This is a genomic window from Ralstonia sp. GX3-BWBA, assembly GCF_003290055.1.
Taxonomy (GTDB): Bacteria; Pseudomonadota; Gammaproteobacteria; order Burkholderiales; family Burkholderiaceae; genus Ralstonia; species Ralstonia holmesii.
Window position 1 is genome coordinate 663,528 of sequence record NZ_QMKS01000009.1, and the last position, 20,613, is coordinate 684,140.

General features: G+C 59.7%; 15 protein-coding genes and 1 other RNA gene. 6 read left to right on the top strand and 10 right to left on the bottom strand.

What is annotated here, in order from left to right; all coding sequences use genetic code 11:
• Positions 1-97 precede the first annotated feature (97 nt).
• The gene (gene gyrA / locus DOD19_RS10715) at positions 98-2,767 is read right to left on the bottom strand and encodes a DNA gyrase subunit A (RefSeq protein WP_112185410.1); all 2,670 of its coding nucleotides are present in this window, start codon (positions 2,765-2,767) and stop codon (positions 98-100) included.
• A 432-nt stretch (positions 2,768-3,199) separates the two neighbouring features.
• Here gyrA and ompA point away from each other — a divergent pair, with 432 nt between their 5' ends.
• Positions 3,200-3,856: an outer membrane protein OmpA gene (gene ompA / locus DOD19_RS10720; protein WP_024976274.1), complete on the top strand. Its 657-nt coding sequence runs from the start codon at positions 3,200-3,202 to the stop codon at positions 3,854-3,856.
• A 176-nt stretch (positions 3,857-4,032) separates the two neighbouring features.
• Here the strand turns inward: ompA and DOD19_RS10725 are convergent, their stop codons facing one another.
• Positions 4,033-4,539 (bottom strand): glycine zipper 2TM domain-containing protein, encoded by a 507-nt coding sequence (locus DOD19_RS10725; protein WP_112185411.1) that lies wholly within the window; start codon positions 4,537-4,539, stop codon positions 4,033-4,035.
• 160 nt (positions 4,540-4,699) lie between these two features.
• On the opposite strand from DOD19_RS10725, the gene ubiG reads away from it, so the two are divergent.
• The 5 genes from ubiG to DOD19_RS10750 all read left to right on the top strand — a co-directional run bounded on the left by ubiG (position 4,700) and on the right by DOD19_RS10750 (position 11,802).
• The gene (gene ubiG, locus DOD19_RS10730; protein ID WP_112185413.1) at positions 4,700-5,416 is read left to right on the top strand and encodes a bifunctional 2-polyprenyl-6-hydroxyphenol methylase/3-demethylubiquinol 3-O-methyltransferase UbiG; all 717 of its coding nucleotides are present in this window, start codon (positions 4,700-4,702) and stop codon (positions 5,414-5,416) included.
• Entirely contained in the window at positions 5,413-6,102 is a 690-nt protein-coding gene (locus DOD19_RS10735; RefSeq protein ID WP_112185415.1) for an HAD-IA family hydrolase, read from the top strand. Before ubiG ends, DOD19_RS10735 begins: the two co-directional genes overlap by 4 nt.
• A 119-nt stretch (positions 6,103-6,221) precedes the next feature.
• A complete protein-coding gene (locus tag DOD19_RS10740; RefSeq protein WP_112185417.1) occupies positions 6,222-9,986 on the top strand; it encodes a DUF748 domain-containing protein in 3,765 nt (1,254 codons plus the stop codon).
• Between the two features lie 32 nt (positions 9,987-10,018).
• Positions 10,019-10,376, top strand: a transfer-messenger RNA (tmRNA) gene (gene ssrA, locus DOD19_RS10745).
• 211 nt (positions 10,377-10,587) lie between these two features.
• Positions 10,588-11,802, top strand: coding sequence for an integrase arm-type DNA-binding domain-containing protein (locus tag DOD19_RS10750; RefSeq protein ID WP_112185419.1), 1,215 nt, complete (start codon positions 10,588-10,590; stop codon positions 11,800-11,802).
• A 45-nt stretch (positions 11,803-11,847) separates the two neighbouring features.
• Here DOD19_RS10750 and DOD19_RS10755 read toward each other — a convergent pair whose 3' ends face one another.
• The 8 genes from DOD19_RS10755 to DOD19_RS27880 all read right to left on the bottom strand — a co-directional run bounded on the left by DOD19_RS10755 (position 11,848) and on the right by DOD19_RS27880 (position 20,491).
• Positions 11,848-12,714: an HNH endonuclease gene (locus DOD19_RS10755; RefSeq protein WP_204360049.1), complete on the bottom strand. Its 867-nt coding sequence runs from the start codon at positions 12,712-12,714 to the stop codon at positions 11,848-11,850.
• A complete protein-coding gene (locus DOD19_RS10760) occupies positions 12,711-14,318 on the bottom strand; it encodes an ATP-binding protein (RefSeq protein WP_112185422.1) in 1,608 nt (535 codons plus the stop codon). The genes DOD19_RS10755 and DOD19_RS10760 overlap by 4 nt, the downstream gene beginning before the upstream one ends.
• A gap of 14 nt (positions 14,319-14,332) precedes the next feature.
• Positions 14,333-14,743 (bottom strand): EcoRII N-terminal effector-binding domain-containing protein, encoded by a 411-nt coding sequence (locus DOD19_RS10765; RefSeq protein WP_112185424.1) that lies wholly within the window; start codon positions 14,741-14,743, stop codon positions 14,333-14,335.
• 3 nt (positions 14,744-14,746) lie between these two features.
• The gene (locus DOD19_RS10770) at positions 14,747-16,453 is read right to left on the bottom strand and encodes a DEAD/DEAH box helicase (protein WP_239498005.1); all 1,707 of its coding nucleotides are present in this window, start codon (positions 16,451-16,453) and stop codon (positions 14,747-14,749) included.
• Between the two features lie 197 nt (positions 16,454-16,650).
• Entirely contained in the window at positions 16,651-17,952 is a 1,302-nt protein-coding gene (locus DOD19_RS10775) for a type II restriction endonuclease (RefSeq protein WP_112185428.1), read from the bottom strand.
• The gene (vsr, locus tag DOD19_RS10780; protein ID WP_112185430.1) at positions 17,949-18,395 is read right to left on the bottom strand and encodes a DNA mismatch endonuclease Vsr; all 447 of its coding nucleotides are present in this window, start codon (positions 18,393-18,395) and stop codon (positions 17,949-17,951) included. The genes DOD19_RS10775 and vsr overlap by 4 nt, the downstream gene beginning before the upstream one ends.
• The gene (gene dcm / locus DOD19_RS10785; RefSeq protein ID WP_112185432.1) at positions 18,395-19,660 is read right to left on the bottom strand and encodes a DNA (cytosine-5-)-methyltransferase; all 1,266 of its coding nucleotides are present in this window, start codon (positions 19,658-19,660) and stop codon (positions 18,395-18,397) included. The genes vsr and dcm overlap by 1 nt, the downstream gene beginning before the upstream one ends.
• A gap of 342 nt (positions 19,661-20,002) precedes the next feature.
• Complete coding sequence (locus DOD19_RS27880; RefSeq protein ID WP_239497981.1) at positions 20,003-20,491, bottom strand: hypothetical protein; 489 nt, start codon at positions 20,489-20,491, stop codon at positions 20,003-20,005.
• Between the last annotated feature and the right edge of the window lie 122 nt (positions 20,492-20,613).

Here is a 20,613-nt window from a genome sequence, read left to right on the forward strand (position 1 = left end):
GGCCGGGCGTGTGACGCAAAAGTTCCAAGCCCTTGCCGCGCACAGGTCCGGCATCATGACAGAACTGCGCCTAACGGCAAGCAAAAGATGTTTCTAATTATGTCTCGCTGCTGTCATCCGCCTGTGCATCGGCACCCGGGGCGGCATCCGCCGCATCGGCACCTTCGACGCCATCCACACCTTCAGCATCGGACTCCATCACACGTTGCAGCCCGGACAGCTTGTTGCCCTCACCCACCGAGATGAGCGTGACGCCCTGCGTGGCACGACCCATTTCACGGATCTCGTCCACCCGTGTGCGGATCAGCACGCCGCCCGTCGTGATCAGCATGATCTCGTCTTCAGGCGCCACCAGCGCGGCGGCCACCACCTTGCCGTTACGCTCGGAGGTCTGGATGGCGATCATGCCCTTCGTCCCGCGGCCATGTCGCGTGTATTCCGAGATCGGCGTGCGCTTACCGTAGCCGTTCTCGGTGGCGGTCAGCACGCTGCCAGCGCCCGACTGGGCACCGTCGCCTTCGGTTTCCGCTGGCGCGACCAGCATGGCAATCACTTGCTGGCTCTCTTCCAAGTTCATACCGCGAACGCCGCGCGCCTGACGACCCATCGGCCGCACGTCGTTCTCATCGAAACGCACCGCCTTGCCAGCGTCGGAGAACAGCATCACGTCATGCTGACCATCGGTAATGTCCGCGCCGATCAGGAAATCGCCCTCGTCCAGGTCCACCGCGATGATGCCGGCCTTGCGCGGGTTCGAGAATTCCGTCAACGCCGTCTTCTTGACCGTCCCCTTGGAGGTGGCCATGAACACAAAGTGCTGCTCGTCGAACTGCTTGACCGGCAGGATCACGTTGATCTTCTCGCCCGGTGACAGCGGGAACATATTGACGATCGGACGACCGCGCGAGTTACGGCTGCCTTGCGGCACCTCCCAGACCTTCAGCCAGTACAGACGGCCGCGATTCGAGAAGCAAAGGATGTAGTCATGCGTGTTGGCAACAAATAGCGTGTCGATCCAGTCGTCTTCCTTCGTCGCAGCAGCTTGCTTGCCGCGGCCGCCACGCTTCTGCGCACGGTATTCGGAAATCGGCTGGCTCTTCATATAGCCGCTGTGTGACAACGTCACCACCAGATCCTGCGGCGTAATGAGGTCTTCTGTATCCAACTCGGTCGCATTGTGCTCGATTTGCGAGCGACGCTCATCGCCAAATTCCGCGCGGATCGCGGTAAGTTCATCGACGATGATGGCGGTAATGCGTTCCGGCCGCGCCAGGATGTCCAGCAGATCGGCGATCTGCGCCATCACTTCGCGGTATTCCTGAACGATCTTGTCCTGCTCCAGTCCGGTGAGGCGCTGCAGGCGCATCTGCAGAATTTCCTGCGCTTGCGTATCCGACAGCTTGTACAAGCCGTCGCCTTGCATACCGAATGCAGGCAGCAGACCTTCCGGACGGTAGGCGCCACCGCCGCCTGAGGTTTCACTCTCGGCGCGAACGAGCATGTCGCGCACCAAGCCCGAATCCCAGCTGCGGGTCATCAACTCAGCCTTGGCAACCGGGGGGGTCGGAGCTGCCTTGATGATGGCGATGAATTCGTCGATGTTGGCGAGTGCAACGGCCAGACCTTCCAGGATGTGACCACGCTCGCGCGCCTTGCGCAGGTCAAATACCGTGCGACGCGTCACCACCTCGCGGCGGTGCAGCAGGAAGCACTCGAGCATCTGACGCAGGTTCAGCAGACGCGGCTGGCCGTCGACCAGCGCGACCATGTTCATACCGAACGTGTCCTGCAGCTGCGTATTCTTATAGAGGTTGTTGAGCACAACCTCCGGCACTTCGCCGCGCTTGAGTTCGATCACCACGCGCATACCAGACTTGTCCGACTCGTCGCGAATATCGGAAATGCCTTCGATGCGCTTTTCGGTGACCAGCTCGGCGATACGCTCGAGCAGCGTACGCTTGTTAACTTGATAGGGCAGTTCATCGACGATGATCGCCTGGCGCTGGCCCCGATCGATATCCTCGAAGTGCGTCTTGGCACGCATCACCACGCGCCCGCGGCCGGTGCGATAGCCTTCGCGCACACCCGAAATGCCGTAGATGATGCCGGCCGTCGGGAAATCCGGCGCCGGGATCAGCTCAATCAGTTCATCGACCGTCGCTTCCGGGTTGCGCAACAAATGCAGGCAGCCATCAACGACTTCATTCAGGTTGTGCGGCGGAATGTTCGTCGCCATACCCACCGCGATCCCGGACGACCCATTGATCAGCAAGTTGGGAATGCGGGCCGGCAGGACAGACGGTTCAGTTTCGGAACCGTCGTAGTTCGGCTCGAAATTGACCGTTTCCTTGTCGAGGTCGGCCAGCAGTTCGTGGGCGATCTTCGACAGGCGGATTTCGGTGTAACGCATCGCCGCGGCATTGTCGCCATCGACCGAGCCGAAGTTGCCCTGGCCGTCGACCAGCATGTAGCGCAGAGAGAAGTTCTGCGCCATCCGCACAATGGTGTCGTATACAGCAGTGTCGCCGTGAGGGTGATACTTACCAATCACATCCCCGACAATACGGGCAGACTTCTTATAGGGGCGATTCCAGTCGTTGTTCAGCTCGTGCATCGAGTACAACGCACGACGATGCACCGGCTTGAGACCATCCCGCACATCTGGAAGGGCGCGGCCCACGATCACGCTCATGGCGTAAGCGAGGTACGAGCTGCGCATTTCTTCTTCGAGCGATACCGGGAGTGTCTCTTTGGCGAATTGATCCATTGGGCGAACGGTGAGAGGTCCCCTAGTGAGCACAGTGGTGCCCACAGCGGGACGCTGCGGTTGCGCGAATAACAGAACATTTTACCATGCCGCAAGCCCCTCCCCCTCATACGCGCGAGCGACGCATCGTCAACCCCGGGCACGTTCCCTGCGAGGGAGGACAAAACCGGCGAGCCAGTCCCCATAAGGGTTTGCGAGCCATTTCCTGCCTTGTTGCGTACACACCACAAGGCCGTGGTGCCCCGTTCGAATCGCTTATATTTGCTTTTTAGGAGTGCGTGCTTGTGGCACAATCCCCCAGCGAAGAGGCAGACATTGTTCGAAGTGGAGCCTTCACCACACCGAGAATGTTATACTCCGAAGAATGTATGACTTGTTTTCGTCCCATCTGCTCGCAGTCTTCTGCGGTGATCTCATCCTGAGAGGAGAAATATGAAAAAATTTGCCAAGCTCGCGTTCGCTGCAGCTGCGGTAGCCATGGCTGCGTCCGCTTACGCTCAGTCGGTGCCCTACGAAAAGAAGGCCGTCAACGACAACTGGGGTAACGGCACGAGCGAGTGGGTCTGGAAGAACGGCACGAACGAACTGTGCTGGCGCAATGGCTTCTGGACGCCGGCAACCGCCAACGCTCAGTGCGACGGCGCTCTGGCTCCGGCTGCTGCTCCGACGGCTGCTCCGGCTGCTCCGGCTGCCCCGGTTGTGTCGAGCGAAAAGGTTACGTTCGCTGCTGACACCCTGTTCGATTTCGACAAGGCTGTGCTGAAGCCGGAAGGCAAGGCCAAGCTGGACGACCTGGTCTCGAAGCTGAAGGGCATCAACCTGGAAGTCGTGATCGCCGTTGGCCACACCGACTCGTTCGGCTCGGACAAGTACAACGACCGCCTGTCGGTCCGTCGTGCTGAAGCCGTCAAGGGCTACCTGGTCAGCAAGGGCATCGAAGCCAACCGTGTCTACACGGAAGGCAAGGGCAAGCGCCAGCTGAAGGTTGATCCGAAGTCGTGCAAGGGCACTCGCAAGGCACAAATCGCCTGCCAGCAGCCGAACCGCCGCGTGGACGTCGAAGTGGTCGGCACCCGCAAGGCTCAGTAATTCGGTTCACACCGGGAAAAAGCCCAGCGAAAGCTGGGTTTTTTTTCGCCTATATATCGGCAGATGCCCTCCGCTGGCCTGCTAAGGGAATAGGCACGAAAAAAGCGATGACGCTCAATGCGCCATCGCTTTTTCTATTTGGGGCACCCGATGCCCCTTTCTCATGACCGCCCTTCTTATTGATAGGAAGGCGTCGCCTGGTCGTTAGCAACCATGGCGCGATCGCCAACGCGCAGATTGTTCGGGTTTCGCTGCGTGACGGTCGCGACGCGGCCATCATCCAGGCGCACGGTGATGCGGTACACCGTTTGACCACCCGCTCCCGCGCGCTGTTCGACTTGGTTGCCTGCATAGGCGCCAAGTGCTGCGCCACCAATAGTCGCGACTGTGTTACCCGTACCGCCGCCAACCTGATGGCCTAGAATGCCGCCGGCCACGCCGCCGATGATCGTGCCCAAAATACCCGGACTATTTGCCGGGGCCTGCATCGGCTGGATCGATTCGACCCGGCCATAAAGGGCGCCCGTTTGCTGTGGCTGCCCGCTATAAGCCGGTTGCTGGCCATAGGCCGGTTGTTGAGCATACCCACCGTTATAGCCACCGCCGTAACCCGGCGCGGCGCAGCCCGCCAGAGCCGTCAGGCTCGCAACACCCAGTCCTATCAGAATTTGTTTGGATTTCATTGATCTCTCCTTGAGCGAAGGTGACAGTTGGAGGAATTGCATGCGCGTTTGTTCACTTCTGTTTCAATGTGAAACCTTTTTGCGAACCCCGTGATTTGGTCGGGGCGACGCTTTTTGGTACATTTCCTCACCTAGCAGATATGCCCTGGCGCAGCGCAACATGACGACCACTCACGCGAACGCCGATCCCGGCGAACTCGAAAAATTCAGCGAACTCGCCCACCGCTGGTGGGACCCGAACAGCGAGTTCAGACCCCTGCACGAAATCAATCCGCTGCGCCTTGACTGGATTCAGTCGATTGCACCGCTGGCTGGCAAACGCGTCGTTGACGTCGGCTGCGGCGGCGGCATCCTTTCAGAGAGCATGGCGCGTGCCGGTGCCAACGTCAAAGGCATCGATCTGTCCCGCAAAGCATTGCGTGTCGCCGACCTGCATAGCCTCGAGGCGGGCATTACCGTCGATTACGAGGAGATCGCCGCAGAAGCACTGGCCGCACGCGAGCCAGGTGGCTTCGACGTCGTCACTTGCATGGAGATGCTCGAACATGTGCCGGATCCGGCATCCGTTGTGCGCGCGTGCGCGACGTTGGTGAAGCCGGGCGGTTATGTGTTTTTCTCGACCATCCACCGAAACGCAAAAGCGTATCTGCTGGCAGTCATTGGTGCGGAGTATGTCCTGAACATGCTGCCGCGCGGCACGCATGACTACGCCAAATTCATTCGCCCCTCGGAGCTAAGCGCGTTCGTACGTGGGGCCGGCCTCCAAGCTCAAGAGATGCGCGGGCTGGAATACAACCCCATCACCGGCCGCTACGCCCTCACGCAGGACACCAGTGTCAACTACTTGATGGCGACGCGCCGTCCGGCCGAGGCATGACGGTGCGCCTGTTTCCTGGTCCGCTGGGTGCGGTGCTGTTCGACCTGGACGGCACGCTTGCGGACACGGCCCCCGATCTGGCTGCTGCGGCCAACAAGGTACGCACCGACCGCGGCCTCGAACCGGTGGACTACGAAGCGCTGCGCCCGGTTGCCTCGCATGGTGCTCGCGGGCTGATTGGCGTGGCCTTCGGCGTTGGGCCGGGGGATGCGGAATTCGAATCGCTACGGCTGGCGTTTCTCGCCAACTACGAGGCGGAAATCTGCGTGCGCACGCAGTTGTTTCCGGGCATGGCCGACGTGCTGGTCGAACTGGGCCGCGCGGGCATCCCTTGGGGCATCGTCACCAACAAGTCTGGCCGCCTAACGGTACCGCTGGTTGCACAGCTGCCATTGCCGGTGCCGCCGGCCTGCGTCGTTGCAGGTGACACCACGCCGCACGCCAAGCCCCACCCCGCCCCGCTGCTGCACGCAGCCGAATCCATCGGCGTCGATGCACAGCAGATCGTCTACGTGGGCGATGACCTTCGCGATATCGAAGCGGGCCGCGCTGCCGGCATGCCTACCATTGCAGCCAGTTACGGCTATTGTGGTAATGGACCATCACCCGTGGAATGGCGCGCCGATGCGCTGATCGCCAGCGCTGCCGAGCTGATTCCGCTGCTGCTCGAATCGCAACGCGCTTGACCACGATGCCCGGGTGAACGCCTGGGCCTCGCATCTTTCAGGACCGCCGCCTCCCATCGGGGACTTGGCGGTCGACCGACTGACGAAGTAGGCCACGCCATGGCCGGACCGACACCAGCATGAGCACCTCCCCCGATTCGCGCCCTGATAAGCAATCGAATACCAACGGCTGGCGCGCACGGCTTGACCGCGTGCGCGGTACGGCAGGCTGGCAACGCGCGGCTCAGGTCGGTACATCGCGGCGCACCAAGCGCACCGGGATCGGCGTGCTGATCTTCCTGGTGGTGTTCGGGCTGCTGGGCGCATTCGGCGGCCCCCCGTTGCTGCGCCACCTGGCTCAAACTCAGCTCAGCAAGCTGCTGGAACGGCCGGTTTCGGTCGGCAAGATCAGCATCAACCCATACACGCTGCGGCTTGATGTCGACCGGCTCCACATTGCCGAACGCGACGGCAAAACGCCGTTTGTCGACGTCGGCCATCTGCATGTGAACGCGTCGTGGAGTTCGATCTTCCGCCGCGCGCCCGTCATTGAAGAGCTCAGCATCGAGGCGCCGCAGGTGCGTATCGTGCGCACCGCCGAACAGCGCTTCAACTTCTCCGACATCGTCGATAGGCTAAGCCAGCCGGAAAACCCGCCCAAGCCCAAGTCGGACGAGCCGGCGCGTTTCGTCTTCGCCAATCTGCAGTTGACCAACGGCGCGATCGATTTTGTCGACCAGCCGCTCGGTACGCAGCACAAGGTGGATGGTCTGCAGATCGGTGTACCTTTCCTGGCGAGCCTGCCAGCCGACGTAGACATCTTCGTGCAACCGCTGCTGGCAGCGCGTATCGACGGCGCGCCGTTGCGTTTCGCTGGCAAGACAAAGCCGTTTGCCGATTCGCTCGAATCGAACCTCAACGTCAAGATTGATGGCCTGGATCTGCCCCGCTACCTCGGCTACGTGCCCGGCCCACTGCCGGTGGCGGTGCCGCAAGGCAAGCTGACGACCGACCTGACAATCGAGTTCCAGAAGCCGAAGAGCGGCGCGCCGGTGCTGCGCGTGCACGGCACGACCGGCCTCGACAACCTGGAAGTGGTGGATGCCAAGAAAGCGCCCCTGGTGGCCGCCAAACAGGTGCGCGCAACGTTGAGCGACGTACGCCCGCTCGACAACGTGTTCCACCTCGACGCGCTGACGCTGGATGGCGTGCGCGTCGATGCCACGCGTGGTGCAGATGGAGCGATCAATTTCGCGCAACTCGGCGGCAAACCCGTACCTGCCGAAGCGAATGCTGCCAAGGCAGAGCCAACGCCGACCGCCAAGCCGAAGCCCTTGGATGTGGTGGTCAGCAAGCTGCAGCTGGCGAACAGCACGGTCCATTGGCGAGACGCGACCACGCAGCCGGCTGCCGACCTGACACTGGAAGACCTCCACGGCGACATTGGCGTGCGCACGTTGGGCGGTCCGACCACGCTCGATGTGGGTGCCAAGCTGGCGCAAGGCGGCACGCTTAACGTCAAGGGGAACACATCGCTGGAGAAAAACACCGGCGAGCTGGAACTGAAGCTGGACGGCGTGAAGCTGGCCGGCATCGGCCCGTATCTGCGCCAGGCGGGTGCCCCGCAATTGCAGAACGGCGCGCTGTCGGCCGACGGGAAGGTGGCGCTCGACTTCGGGCCGGACAAATTCAACGTGCGCGCGGAGCCACTGACCGCAAGCCTGGCCGACCTGTCGCTGGCGCCCGCCACGGGCAAAGATACCGCGCTGCGCGCCAAGCTGCTGCGCGCCGATGTAAAGAGCTTCGACCTGAGCACCCGCACCATCGCACTGAACGAAGTGCGTGCCGACGGCCTGCAGATCGACGCGCTACGCAAGAAGGACGGTACGACCACGTTGACCCTGCTCGATGGCCCGCAGCCGGTGGCGGGCACGGCAGCGGGCAAATCGGCGGCGCCGGTCAAACCCAGCACCAAGTCGAACGCCCCGGCCGAAAAACCCTGGGCTGTGACCGTGCAGACGCTGAAGCTGGACAACAGCGCCGTCGGCTTTGAAGACCAATCCAATTCGCGCCTGGTCAAGGTGCGTGTCGAACCGCTGAACGTGGTCGTGCAGAACGCGTCGACCGATCTCGGCAAGCCCGTCAATGTGCAGATTGGTGCGGGGCTGGGCGCCAAAGGCAAGCTCGATGTGCGCGGCGAGGTGGTACCACAGCCGCTGAAGGCCGACCTGCGCGTGAACTCGCAGAACCTGTCGCTGGCGGGCTTCGACCCGTATCTGGACAAGTCTTTGAATGCGGCGATCACGAGCGCGCTGCTGTCGATGGATGGACGCCTTGTGCTGAATCAGGGCAAAGCGCTGACGGTGAACTACCAAGGCAACGCGACGCTGGGCAACGTGCGCCTGCAAGACCGCGTGAGCTCGGATGACTTCTTGCGCTGGCGCTCGCTCGCGCTGAACCGCATCCAGGCGAATTACGACGGCACCACACCGCGCGTGCGGGTGGGCGCCGTTGCGCTTTCGACGTTCTACGCGCGGATCATCATCAACCCGAACGGCCGCCTGAACCTGCAGGATATCCGCGTGCAGCCGACCGAGGAGCGCCGATCGCTGACGCAAAGCGAACCCGCATCGGCATCAGCCGCTGCGGCTTCGGCTCCCGTTGCGGCGCCTGCATCGGCCGTGACCGTAACCGCCTCCGCGCCCGCACCCAAGGCCGGCGGTGCAGACCTGCGCGTCGACGCCATCACGCTGCAAGACGGCAACATCCGCTTCACCGACAACTTCGTCAAACCGAACTACACCGCCAACCTCACGGCCATCGGCGGCTCGATCGGCACGATCAGCACCGCCGCCAACCAGACACCTGCCGACGTGACGTTGCGCGGCAGTGTCGATGGCACAGCACCGGTGGACATCCACGGCAAGGTCAACCCGCTCGCGCCCACGGCCTTTGTGGATCTCACTGCCAAGGCCGACGGCGTGGAGCTGACCAACCTCACGCCCTACTCTGCCAAATACGCCGGCTACCCGATCACCAAGGGCAAGCTCACGATGGATCTGCACTACTTGCTCGACCAGGGCAAGTTGACCGCCGACAACCACATCTTCATCGACCAGCTCACCTTCGGCGATCGCGTAGAAAGCAAAGACGCCACCAATCTGCCGGTGCGCCTGGCGGTGGCGCTGCTGAAGAATTCTCGTGGCGAGATCGACGTGCGCGTGCCAGTGTCGGGTTCGCTCGATGACCCGCAGTTCAGCATCGGCGGCGTCATCCTGCGTGCGTTCGTCAACCTCATTGCGCGCGCCGTGACGGCGCCGTTCTCCTTGCTCGCCAGCGCATTCGGCGGCAGCGGCGGCGAAGAACTCGGCTACATCGAGTTTGATCCGGGCACTTCGGACATCAGCCAAGCGTCCTTTGCCAAGCTTGACAAGCTCGCCACTGCGCTCAAGGACCGCCCGGCGCTCAAGGTCGACATCGTCGGCCGCGTCGACCCGGAGTTTGACCGCGACGGCCTGCGCCGGGAGGCAGTGAACCGTCAGATCCGTGAACAGAAACTCAAGGATGCAGGCGACGCCGCCGAAGCCGATACGACGGTCAAGCCGGAAGAAGAGAACAAGTACCTTGAACGCGCGTATAAAGCCGCAAAATTCCCGAAACCCCGCAACGTGATCGGCCTGGCCAAGTCCTTGCCGCCCGATGAAATGCGCAAGCTGATGGAAACCAATGTGCAAGTGACGGATGCGGATCTGCGGGAGCTTGCCCAGCGTCGGGCCAATGCGGTGCATGTGGCGCTGGCAGAACGTGTGGATCCTGGGCGCCTCTTCGTCGTAGCGCCGAAGCTGACCGCCGAAGGCATCAAGGACAAGGGCAAGACGACGCGGGTTGATTTCTCGCTGAAGTAGCCCATCTATGGGATAATCGACACTTCCTTACTGGGGCCGACCTGGTTTCGACGTGGGTTGCGAAGCAGTGGAGGGCATACCGAGGACCCGTCACCTCGTTAATCAATGGGAATGCAATAACTGCTAACGACGAACGTTACGCACTGGCAGCCTAAGGGCCGCCGTCCTCGCACTGGTTCGCTGACGGGCTAGGGTCGAAAGACTAGCGAGGTCATCTACGTCAGATAAGCTCTAGGTGAGTCACGGGCCTAGAGACGAAAACTTAGTGAATCGCCGTCGTAGAGCGTGTTCGTCCGCGATGCGGCGGTTAAATCAAATGACAGAACTAAGTATGTAGAACTCTCTGTGGAGGGCTTGCGGACGCGGGTTCGATTCCCGCCGGCTCCACCAAAACACCTTCCAAGTTGATCCAAGAAGATCGTGAAACCCGCGGCAGCTAAGCTGTCGCGGGTTTTTCTTTTTCCAGGGTTGCTTATAATATTCCACATGGATCCGGGGGTACTTGGGGGTACATCTCGGGGTACTTCAATGCCCACCTCGCATTGGTACCCCCACGCACCAAGACCCCACCGGGGGGACATCAATTAGAAGAACTCGAGCGATGGCACTGACAGATTTGCAGGTCCGCAATGCAACCGCGAAAGAGAAGCAATATCGACTTGCTGACAGCGGCGGGATGTATCTGGAGGTCAGACCAAACGGTGGGCGCTATTGGCGCCTCAAGTATCGGTTCGGAGGCAAGGAAAAAGCGCTGACGCTTGGCGCGTATCCCGGCATTTCCTTGAGGGAAGCACGAAACAAGCGTGATGCTGCCCGAAAGCAGCTCGCCGACGGAATCGACCCGTCGCTGGCAAAGCAAGCAGCCAAGCGAACGCAGCGCTTCAACGCGGAAAACTCTTTCGAAGCGGTTGCTCGGGAGTGGTGGGCCAAGTTTGCGCCATCCCTATCAGCATCCCACGCGCAACGAAACTTGCGCAGGTTGGAGGTGCACGCTTTTCCATATGTTGGCGGCCAACCCATCGGCCAACTTAGCTCGCCGGACGTTCTAGACGTGCTTCGCAGAATCGAGAAGAAAGGCACGCTGGAAACCGCCCATCGCGTACGTGTGTTGGTCGGGCAAGTCATGCGGTACGCGATCAGTACCGGGCGAGCTGCGCGAGATGTTAGCGCGGACTTACGCGACGCCCTTCCTCCGGCACGCGTTAAGCATCACGCAGCGGTGACAGATCCAACCCAACTCGGCGAGTTATTGCGAGCCCTCGACGGATACGCAGGAACGCCCGTTGTGTCGGCGGCGCTCAAAATTGCCCCACTGCTATTTCAACGGCCCGGAGAACTAAGGCAGGCGGAATGGCGAGAGTTCGATCTCGACGCAGGCATGTGGACTGTACCGGCCGGACGCATGAAGCGGAAAAAGGCCGGCAAGGAGAATGGGCCAGATCACCTGGTTCCACTATCCGGCCAAGTTGTAGAAATCCTGCGAGAGCTGCGCCTACTCACTGGAGAGGGACGCTTTGTTTTCCCAAGCCTACGCGGAGGCGATAGGCCAATGAGTGACATGGCCCTTTCAGCCGCATTCAAGCGCATGGGAATCGACTCGGAGACAGCGCTGCCCCATGGTTGGCGAGCAACAGCTCGTACACTGGCTGTGGAAAAGCTGGGCATACCTCCGGAAATCGTAGAGATGCAGTTAGCACACGAAGTACGCGACAGCCTGGGGCGAGCTTACAACCGCACCCAATGGCTTGATGCTCGAATCGAACTCATGCAGCGCTGGGCCGACTACTTGGATCAAATCAAGCGAGGGGCAACTTAGCTAACGCCAAATGGAGCCCCCAAGCCGGGGGCGAGTCAGTAAAACTCAAACCGAAGAGTTCTGCCGCCAGTCCGAACGCAGCATGCTTTGTAGCTCGCTGACCGAATACGGCGGTGATCGCCGATGGGCGACCGAATGGCAATCAGGGCAAAGCGGCACTAGATCGTTTCCCGGATCGATAACGTATCCTGAACCGAGCTCCGATACCGGGACAACATGGTGAACCTCGATCAAGCCCTCCGCAACTGGCCCATACCACGCAGCCATCTCCGTACCGCATGCCATACACTTGTGCCCGTGAATAGCGAGCGCCGCCGCACGGTTGCGCCGGTCACGCTCGTAGCGATTGACCTCAATCCGCATCCTCGCCCCCTCTGGCAAGCCTTGCGCTTCAGTACTTTCCTCGATCTCCTCTTCGACTGGCAACAGAGCAAGAACCGCAGCAGCTGCGCGAGTAGCCCATTCTTCGATCAGACGCATGTCTGCACTGTCGTTGCCTTCGTTGATCGCGAGCATTCCCTTGCTGATCACAAACTCGAAACTACGCCATGGTTCCACCCATATTGCGTCATCCCGGTGACTTCGAGTCGCACCGTTCACTTTCAAAACAACATCGGCTCCCGCGTTGCGACACGCGTCGAGCACTGAATGGAAAGCAAGGCGGCCAGCTTCGTCGGTGGCTCTCATAGCCGATAGTAGATCTCCCGCGAAATTGCCGAGACGAAATTGCGCGTCGATCCGGCGCCAACCAACTTCGAGGCGGATCACGAAAGTCCTGCTAGGCGGATGTCCCGCCGGCGACAGTTCAAACCAGTCAACACCGTTAGTGCTACGTCCCTCCGAGCCGATGAACCCGAGCCCCGTTTCTGCTGAAACAGCTTTCGCAAGTGCACGCGGGTCAAGCATCTTCATTCGTCCTCACGAATATTGGGGTCGGGCAACGTCTCGACCAGTTTTTCGAGAATACGCGAGATCTCGTAGCGCATGTCTTGGAACATCGCAGCTGTGCCGTCCTGCACCGTCGAGAGCTCCGCTACAGAAAGCGCCCACATTAGCGAGTCGAGACCTTGCATAGTCACGCTACGGCTGAGGTTCGGGACGTAGACCTTGTGGTAATAGGAATGGCTCGTATTGATCTGCACGGCCTTGTGTTGCTCGATGATCGCCGGCTGGAACAGAAGGCCGTTGTTGATGCCGTCGACCGGCTGCACGAAGACTTCACCCGGACGCTTCGCGGAAGCGATCGCTAGCTTCAGACGTGTCTTGCCATATTTGTTGTCGATCTCGGCCACACCTGCGTCCGGATCGACGACGCCAACCTTCGGACCACCAGCTACGGCCTCGCGGTTACGAATGTTGTTGTTCGAGGTATCGTGCGCGCCGTCGCCCTTCTTGGAGATTACTTTTTGCTGTCCTTCTCGAGATCGCCTGTTCGCCTCCCTCCTCGGCGCGGGCAAGAACGACTCTTGTAACCACGTCGCCAAGTCCTCGTTCAGGATGATCTGGGATTTTTTGATATCGAGATGAAAGGCATCGTCCAAGCGGTGATCGAACGAAAACTCGACGCGCAGCAGTGTGAGGTGTGGCTCTTTCTGATATAAGCCCAGCCAGTCGGCGTCGTGAATGAGCCGGTTCTCTCGATAGATGTAGATACCCTGTCGCTCGTTAGTGAGCATCGCCCTTTTAGCTAGTTCGTCCTGCGGGAACTCCTCTCGGCGAGGAAGGATGAAGGCGCGCACAACGAACGAAGCATTCTTGCCACCCTCCATTTGCACCTCCAGCGACTCCTCGGCGACGAGCTCGGATAGCCCTCTCTGGAACGGATCCCAAGCATCGACCGATACACCGTTGAGCTCTATGCTAACGTGCTGGGCGCGTTCATCGTTCCGATCGAGGAACCGCTGATAGACCATCGCAAGGTGCTGACGGAGCGCGTCCTCCTTTACCTTCAGTGCCTTCTGCGCCGGCTTTCCCGACGGGGCCGAGTAGTCCTTGATCAGACGATCGACGTCTTCCCAAAGTACGACGGTGCCGGAGCCGCTAGGAGCAACTTTTTCCAGCAATTCGAGGGACTCTTCATCGCACTCCTCGCGGAGGAGAAGCGCCCATTTGTTCACTTTAGCGACGTGGTACAGGTCCCACGTCGCCATAAGTGCTGGTGTTTCTCCGTCGGGACGAGAGATTACCGACAACCGCTTGCAGAACGCCGTCGAAGCAGTCTTGAGACCAAGACCATACTTGCCAAGGCTCGCCGGGCTCGGGCGCGCCTTCGAGCCGTACCGCATGGCATTGATCAGCCCTTGTCGGTCCATACCATCGCCGTCGTCCGCAATCATCAGTCGGATATTTCCTCTGAAATCGGCAGAAAGGTCGAGTACGACCTTCGTCGCGTTCGCCGCGATCGAGTTGTCCACGATGTCGGCGACAGCGGTGTTGAATTCGTATCCGGTGTCTCGGAGGCCGACGATGACACGCTCCGGGTCCGGTTGTAGTTCGATTTCCTCGAAACTGTTCATTTTTTTCCTTTGGTTCAGATCGGGACGACGCGCCAACCGGTGCCGAGCTTAAGCACGTTCCCGGAGCGCTCCGGCATCCTCCGACTACGATGAGATACCAGATAACGGTCGCCATCCCGCGAGAGGATTAATTCGTCCCCAGCGATGAGCCCTGCCTGCCGGATGTATTTCGTCATCCGCGTCAGTCGGTACTCGTTACGCGTCCCCTTGAAAAGGGCATTGTTGTAATAGATGAAGGCGAACTCCCAGAAGGCACCTCCATCGTCGAGGAAATGCAGGTGGACCCGAGGGTTGTACTGGTCCGCATCCAGCCCTGGGAAAAACGAGAGCAACTCAGGCTCCTTAGGGACGAGGATGCCTGCCTGATGAGCTCCCGTTTCGCCAGTGTCGTTCGCGCTCAGAATCTTCGCTATTCGACGCTCCATATCCTATTTCCTCTCCTGCTTCGACGGCGAGCGGCTGAGCGCCGCGACGATGTCGCCGTAATCTTCGTCCTTCCCCTCGATTCCGACGATCGCGGTACTTGAAAGAGTCCTTTTCCTCGTCAGTCGGTCATTCACGACGTCCTCGACGGTGTCCGCGATAAGCAAACGGTGAACGGTGACTGGCAGCTCTTGGCCGCGCCGATGCGCACGCGCCGACGCCTGATCCTCTAGAGCGGGATTCCACTCGGGGTTGTAATGAATCACGTGATTGGCCGCGACAATGTTGAGACCAGCCCCTCCTGCCTTCGGGTTAAGCACGAGCGCGGCACCGCCCCTTACGGCACCGAACCGGTCGATCATCGGTTGCCGCTCTTCGATTGAAAGGCGCCCGTCAATAACTCCGGCGAAGGTGCCGAAGCGTTTTTCGATATGCAGCGCAATCATGTCCGCCATCGCGGTAAACGATGTGAAGATCAGCACCTTCTCGCCCCGCTCGAATATCTCCTCGACGATCTCGTCGAGCCGCCGGAACTTGGAGAAGGCCATAGGATCGGACGCATCTAATCCTCCGCCCAAGAGGCTCGGGTGCGCGCAGAAACGCCGAAGAGAGGTCAGGGCGACGAGTGTTGCTGCAGAACCGTATTCGGCGTCTATACGTTCGCGCTCGGCGTCGTACGCCGCAGCTTCGGACTCGTCCAGCTCAAGCAATTGGGGAATGTCGATGCGGGGAGGTAAGTCCTGGGCAACCTCTGCGACGCGTCTCCGCAGCATCAAGGGAGAAATCAAGGGCTCAAGCTGGGCCGCGCCATCTGTGTTGTCGAGGAACTGCTTCTCGAAAGATTTTGCGTCTCCGAGGTATCCAGGAAACACGAAATCCATGATCGACCAGATATCAAGCAGCCTGTTCTCGATCGGTGTGCCGGTCACCGCAAGACCCGCATCCCGTTTCAAGCGCTTCACCGCCTTTGTGCGCTGCGCGTCGGGATTTCGGATGAACTGCGCCTCGTCAAGCACAACGACTTTCCAGCGGATCATATTGAGCAGACTATTGTCCCCAACCACGACGTCATACGAGGTAACGACCACGTCGTATTCGGATAGGTCTGCGGGACGGCCGGTCCGGAACGGTCCGTGATGCTTCAGGACTTTCAGATGCGGCGTAAATCTGCCGATCTCGCGGCGCCAGTTTTCGAGCAGCGAGCCCGGAGCGACGATTAACGAAGGCCGGAGTGGACCACCGCCAGCGTCGCTTAACGCCGCGATAATCTGCAGTGTCTTTCCGAGTCCCATTTCGTCGGCGAGCAGCCCTCCGCTCCCCTCCGATAACAGGAACTTCAGCCAACGCCAACCCAAAAGTTGATAAGAGTACAGCGTCGCATCGACGCCGAAAGGCGTGTCGTCGCCGGTCGGAACGAACGCAGAAGGCGATACCGGGTGCCCGGCCGTACGGTCATCAACCGGCCCGCCGGACACAGCCGCCTTGCGAACGCAAAGGAAAAACTTTAGCGAGTGAGCGGGACCAAGTTCACCACCTGCATCGCGTAACAGTTCAACGACCTCGGTACCCGTTGGCGAATCAATCGGATACCACATGCCATCTATAATGACATGGCCTCGCTCCAGATCGGAGAGATCAAGCGGAGAAGACAGACCACGGCTCTTCGCGGCGATTGAATAAATAGGAATCCCATCGCAGTCTTCTTCGACCACCAAGCACGGGATCAGGGGATAGCGTGAAACTCTTAGGCCCTCAACTCTCGTTGGGATCCATTCCTCAGCGGGTCGGCGTTCTACGAGCGCCCCATATGCTTCTTCTACAGAGGTAGCGCGAAGATTCCCTGCCGGATCAATTAGCCGGAGCTCTTTTCCGCTCACCTCCCATTTAGCGGTCTTCAAAAGGGTCTCCATTAACTGTTTTGACGCTGTCGAGCCAGACTAATGAATGCCTCCACGTCCATAAGCCATGCCTGCTGGGTCAGTGTGTAGGTTTGATGCAGGCCGCGCGGCAGAACCAGTTGCACCCGCTTTGCTGCCATTTCATCAGTCTGGTGCGTAGAGATTGCAGTTTCCAGCGTCAACAAATGCTTGTCATCAATCCGATCTGCCTCGGCGAGAACCTGTCGCCAGCGGTCCTTGCAGGTCGATTTCACGCCTAGCATGGTCAGTCTCAGCGAATCGAATGCCGGATTATGGTATTCGGCCACGCCGGGGAACAGAAAGTCTGGCTTGGCCTTGTTCTCTGTTATGGCTGTTCGCGTATAGCGCAGGCCGTTATCCGCAAACAGCAGTTCCAGATGATTTTCTAGGGCAAGGCCGACGCGGCTTTTTCGTCGATTCTGTACCGACAGCGAAAACGAAATGAAACTGTCAACATCGACCCCATTTATTTTTTTGTGGATTCCATTCAATTCTTCGTCTGAGTGAAAGAGGAATCCGGCAGGAGAAATCACCGTCTTTGAGGGGTCAATAAAACCAACCGATAGTCGGTCGGCGATAAGGTAGCGCTCAAGCGTACGGAAAAGGATTTCCTCGCGCTCCATCCACGTCATCAGAACAAGGTCTGGCTGATCCTGTGGGGAAAGGTCTTTGAGGGTTGAGCGTGCATAAGCCGAAAATTCTCGCGTAGTAGGGAAGCGACTGTCGAAGCGACTGAGCATTTCATCAAGATAGGTGTCCTCAGACGTTTCAACCGCAATGCCGATGTTTTCCAGAATAAACCGCGAGGCAAATTCGATGCGGTCCTGCTCTGTTTCCAGTTCGGACTTGACCGAGAAGCCGGGGTGCGCCAGATCAGCAAATCCAAACAACCATTCAATCTGTCGCCCAATGCTTGAACCGTTCTCGGCAATGATAACGAGCAGGTCACCGTCGCGCTTTTTGGCGATAACAAGCAGATCGCCTTCGCTGGCGTTCAGGGATACGTTCGTGGTCGGGAAGTACAGATGGTACTCTGGGGCACGTGGTTTGCCCTTGCGGCAGTTGTATAGCGTCAGGAACGCATCTTCCACAATGGGGTCGGGATCGTCGTCGGTGAGATAGAGGAAACGGGCGGGTATTCTCGTTTTCTCTTCAGGACTACCAAGGAATGCCTGCACCCTCTTTGTGGCGTGGTATTCGTGCTGGTTTGAACGTGTCTCGTCAGCCTCTACCGCACTCAGCCTCTTGGCTGCGACCCCCTCAAAATACTCCGACAGGTACCCTGGCTTCATTCCCTCACCTCGATGCATGGGGTGTCGCTACGAAGCCACTCTGCAAGGCTCTGTGCTACTCCCTCGATATTTTTCCCAGCACCGCGCAGGGCGCATTCCCATACGATGCCAACCCGCCAGCCATTTGCCCGGAGGGCCTCTATAGCCCGGTTGTCGTTTACCTTATTTCGTAGAATCTTCTCGCGCCAGAAGTCCGGGCGGGTTTTAGGCCACTTGAACAGCGGGCAGTCATGCCCATGCCAGAAGCATCCATGCACAAATATTACTGCATGGTAGCGGGGCAGTACGACATCCGGCTTGCCCGGCAGATCGTGAACATAAAGGCGAAACCGGAAACCATGACGGTGCAGCAGGCTGCGAACCACGATTTCCGGCTTGGTATTGCGCCCACGTATGCCGGACATCATCCGGCTACGTGTGACGCTGTCTACAACGTCAACCATCAGGTAAACAATGGCAACGCAAGCGGAGTGCCGTCTCGCTCGTGAGCGATCATCGCCTGCACGTGTGGCGTCATAATGCGGGCGACTTCCCGCATTACCGGCATCACGACACTGTTGCCAAACTGGCGGTAAGCCTGCGTATCGCTAACAGGTATATGGAAAGTGTCAGGGAAGCCCATGAGGCGGGCGCATTCGCGAGGAGTCAGGCGGCGCGGCCGTTTGTTCTTGCCCTGCGACACAAGGATTTCGGACCCATCCTTGTGATACCGGGCGGACAGTGTGCGGGTAACGCTATCGGGATAGGCCATACCGAAGCCGAACCCATTGCCAGCCGCACGGTGCTTTTCTGCATAGGCTTGCAGGTAGGTCCACAGATTTGGCGTCAGCGTGTACCGGGGCTGTACGCACTGCTTGTTGTGATCGAAAAAGCGGTCGCCGTCCCACGGAATGACCGGCTCTGTGCCATCGGTCTTGTGCAGGATTGATGCAAGGCGCGGCCCCTCGGTCGGCAGTTGCAGGTCATCCCATGAGAAGCCGGTCTTTTCGCGGAAACCGACAATGATGATTCGTTCACGGTGCTGCGGTGTGAAATGCTGCCCGTCGATTATCTTGTAATGCACGTCATAACCCAGCTCATCCCTGAGCGTTTGCAGAATCACGTCAAAGGTATTGCCTTTATCGTGCGACAGCAGGTTTTTCACATTTTCCAGAAGGAACGCCTTGGGGCGCTTGGTGGCGATGATGCGGGCCACATCAAAGAACAATGTCCCTTGTGTGGTGCACTCGAAGCCATGCGGGCGGCCCAGCGAATTTTTCTTGCTCACGCCAGCGATGCTGAACGGCTGGCAGGGGAATCCGCCAAGTAGCACGTCATGATCTGGTACGTCCTCGGCTGGGAACGGCACAATGTCGCCGACAAAGGGATGATGGTCGCCGTAGTTCTCGATATAGGTCTTCTTCGAGAAGTCATTCCATTCACTGGTGAAGACACATTCGCCGCCGTGGGCCTCGAAGCCCATTCGGATACCGCCGATGCCTGCGAAAAGGTCAATGAAACGGAAGCTATGGTTGCCGTCAATCGTGCCGGTCGTAGGCTGTTGCAAAAGGTCGCGCAATGCCGGTTCGAGCATCGCCGGACATGGCGTTTCACCTTTCTCCCAGCGCCTCACGGTCTTTGTGTCCTTCCCAACGTGTGCGGCGATTTGTCGCTGCGTGTATCTACTACGAGCCTGCTTAAGCAATTCCAATGGCTGGGCATGTGACATTTTTTGTATTCGCTGGGCAATATTGCGGACATTATGACCTGCTTTAGACCCAGCAGCAAGAATAGTTAGCTCCTATTGCGAGCAATAGGCTTGCTGCGTCGCGACAATTCGGCCAAATCGTCGCCTCCACGCCCTCGATGGATGTGCGTCACCATCCAGTTCGGAAAACGGATGCAGGTTTAGCAGGTCGCGCCCGAACTGCAGCACGATCGCCAGCGTCAGGAAGTACGATGATGGCCGTGCAGAAAAGGAGGATCCGCCAGCACGCCCAAGATGAAGCTCCGGTTGCTGAACAGCGCCATCTCGATGATGGGCACGCGCCCCGTCGTCGACAGCGCCCGCTCATACCTCACGAAGGTGCCGGAACATCAGCAGCGACGGCAGCGGCACTGCCCACGACCACCACGGGCAGCCAACCCGCGGCATTCCATGAACGGCACCATCAGCAGGACCATCGCCCCAGCGCTGGGCCATGCACGTCCGTCCTGCCGCCACCGGCGCCCGCGACTCCGCCACGAAGGCGCGCCACCAGCAGCAAATGCCGGACGCGCCTCTAGGCCGATCCATGACTGCATCCGCAGGCACCGCGACACCGGCCGCGCATGCCTGCATGACGTCATCGCGGCGACCCTGGCGGCCGGAGAATTGCGCGCAGAGCTTGATGCAGAGCAGTTGATCTTCCAGTTCGAGGACTATCGGGCGAACGCCAACGTGGCCATCCAGATGAGCGAGGGCGACATGTTTGGGCGGGCGCGACGCAGCACGCAGGAGCGATCGCCGCTGGCCGAACCACGCCGCCAGCCCGATGCCCTGCGCGCCAGTCGATATCACCGTCGGCTGAGTTTGATTTGTTTAACCGGTTCACGGCCGGGAGCGAACGCGCTGAGGTTGGTTCGAGACGCGCAGCGGTACACGGGCTCGGGAATACCAGTACAACGGCCATCGCAGAGCCA

Bases quoted from the DNA above. Each gene is read 5' to 3' on its own strand.
- DOD19_RS10740 (WP_112185417.1), top strand. From the start codon at position 6,222: ATGAGCACCTCCCCCGATTCGCGCCCTGATAAGCAATCGAATACCAAC.
- DOD19_RS10765 (WP_112185424.1), bottom strand. From the start codon at position 14,743: ATGGAGCGTCGAATAGCGAAGATTCTGAGCGCGAACGACACTGGCGAA.
- ubiG (WP_112185413.1), top strand. From the start codon at position 4,700: ATGACGACCACTCACGCGAACGCCGATCCCGGCGAACTCGAAAAATTC.
- ompA (WP_024976274.1), top strand. From the start codon at position 3,200: ATGAAAAAATTTGCCAAGCTCGCGTTCGCTGCAGCTGCGGTAGCCATG.
- DOD19_RS10775 (WP_112185428.1), bottom strand. From the start codon at position 17,952: ATGAAGCCAGGGTACCTGTCGGAGTATTTTGAGGGGGTCGCAGCCAAG.
- gyrA (WP_112185410.1), bottom strand. From the start codon at position 2,767: ATGGATCAATTCGCCAAAGAGACACTCCCGGTATCGCTCGAAGAAGAA.
- DOD19_RS10755 (WP_204360049.1), bottom strand. From the start codon at position 12,714: ATGAAGATGCTTGACCCGCGTGCACTTGCGAAAGCTGTTTCAGCAGAA.
- DOD19_RS10725 (WP_112185411.1), bottom strand. From the start codon at position 4,539: ATGAAATCCAAACAAATTCTGATAGGACTGGGTGTTGCGAGCCTGACG.
- DOD19_RS10760 (WP_112185422.1), bottom strand. From the start codon at position 14,318: ATGAACAGTTTCGAGGAAATCGAACTACAACCGGACCCGGAGCGTGTC.
- dcm (WP_112185432.1), bottom strand. From the start codon at position 19,660: ATGTCACATGCCCAGCCATTGGAATTGCTTAAGCAGGCTCGTAGTAGA.
- vsr (WP_112185430.1), bottom strand. From the start codon at position 18,395: ATGGTTGACGTTGTAGACAGCGTCACACGTAGCCGGATGATGTCCGGC.
- DOD19_RS10750 (WP_112185419.1), top strand. From the start codon at position 10,588: ATGGCACTGACAGATTTGCAGGTCCGCAATGCAACCGCGAAAGAGAAG.
- DOD19_RS10735 (WP_112185415.1), top strand. From the start codon at position 5,413: ATGACGGTGCGCCTGTTTCCTGGTCCGCTGGGTGCGGTGCTGTTCGAC.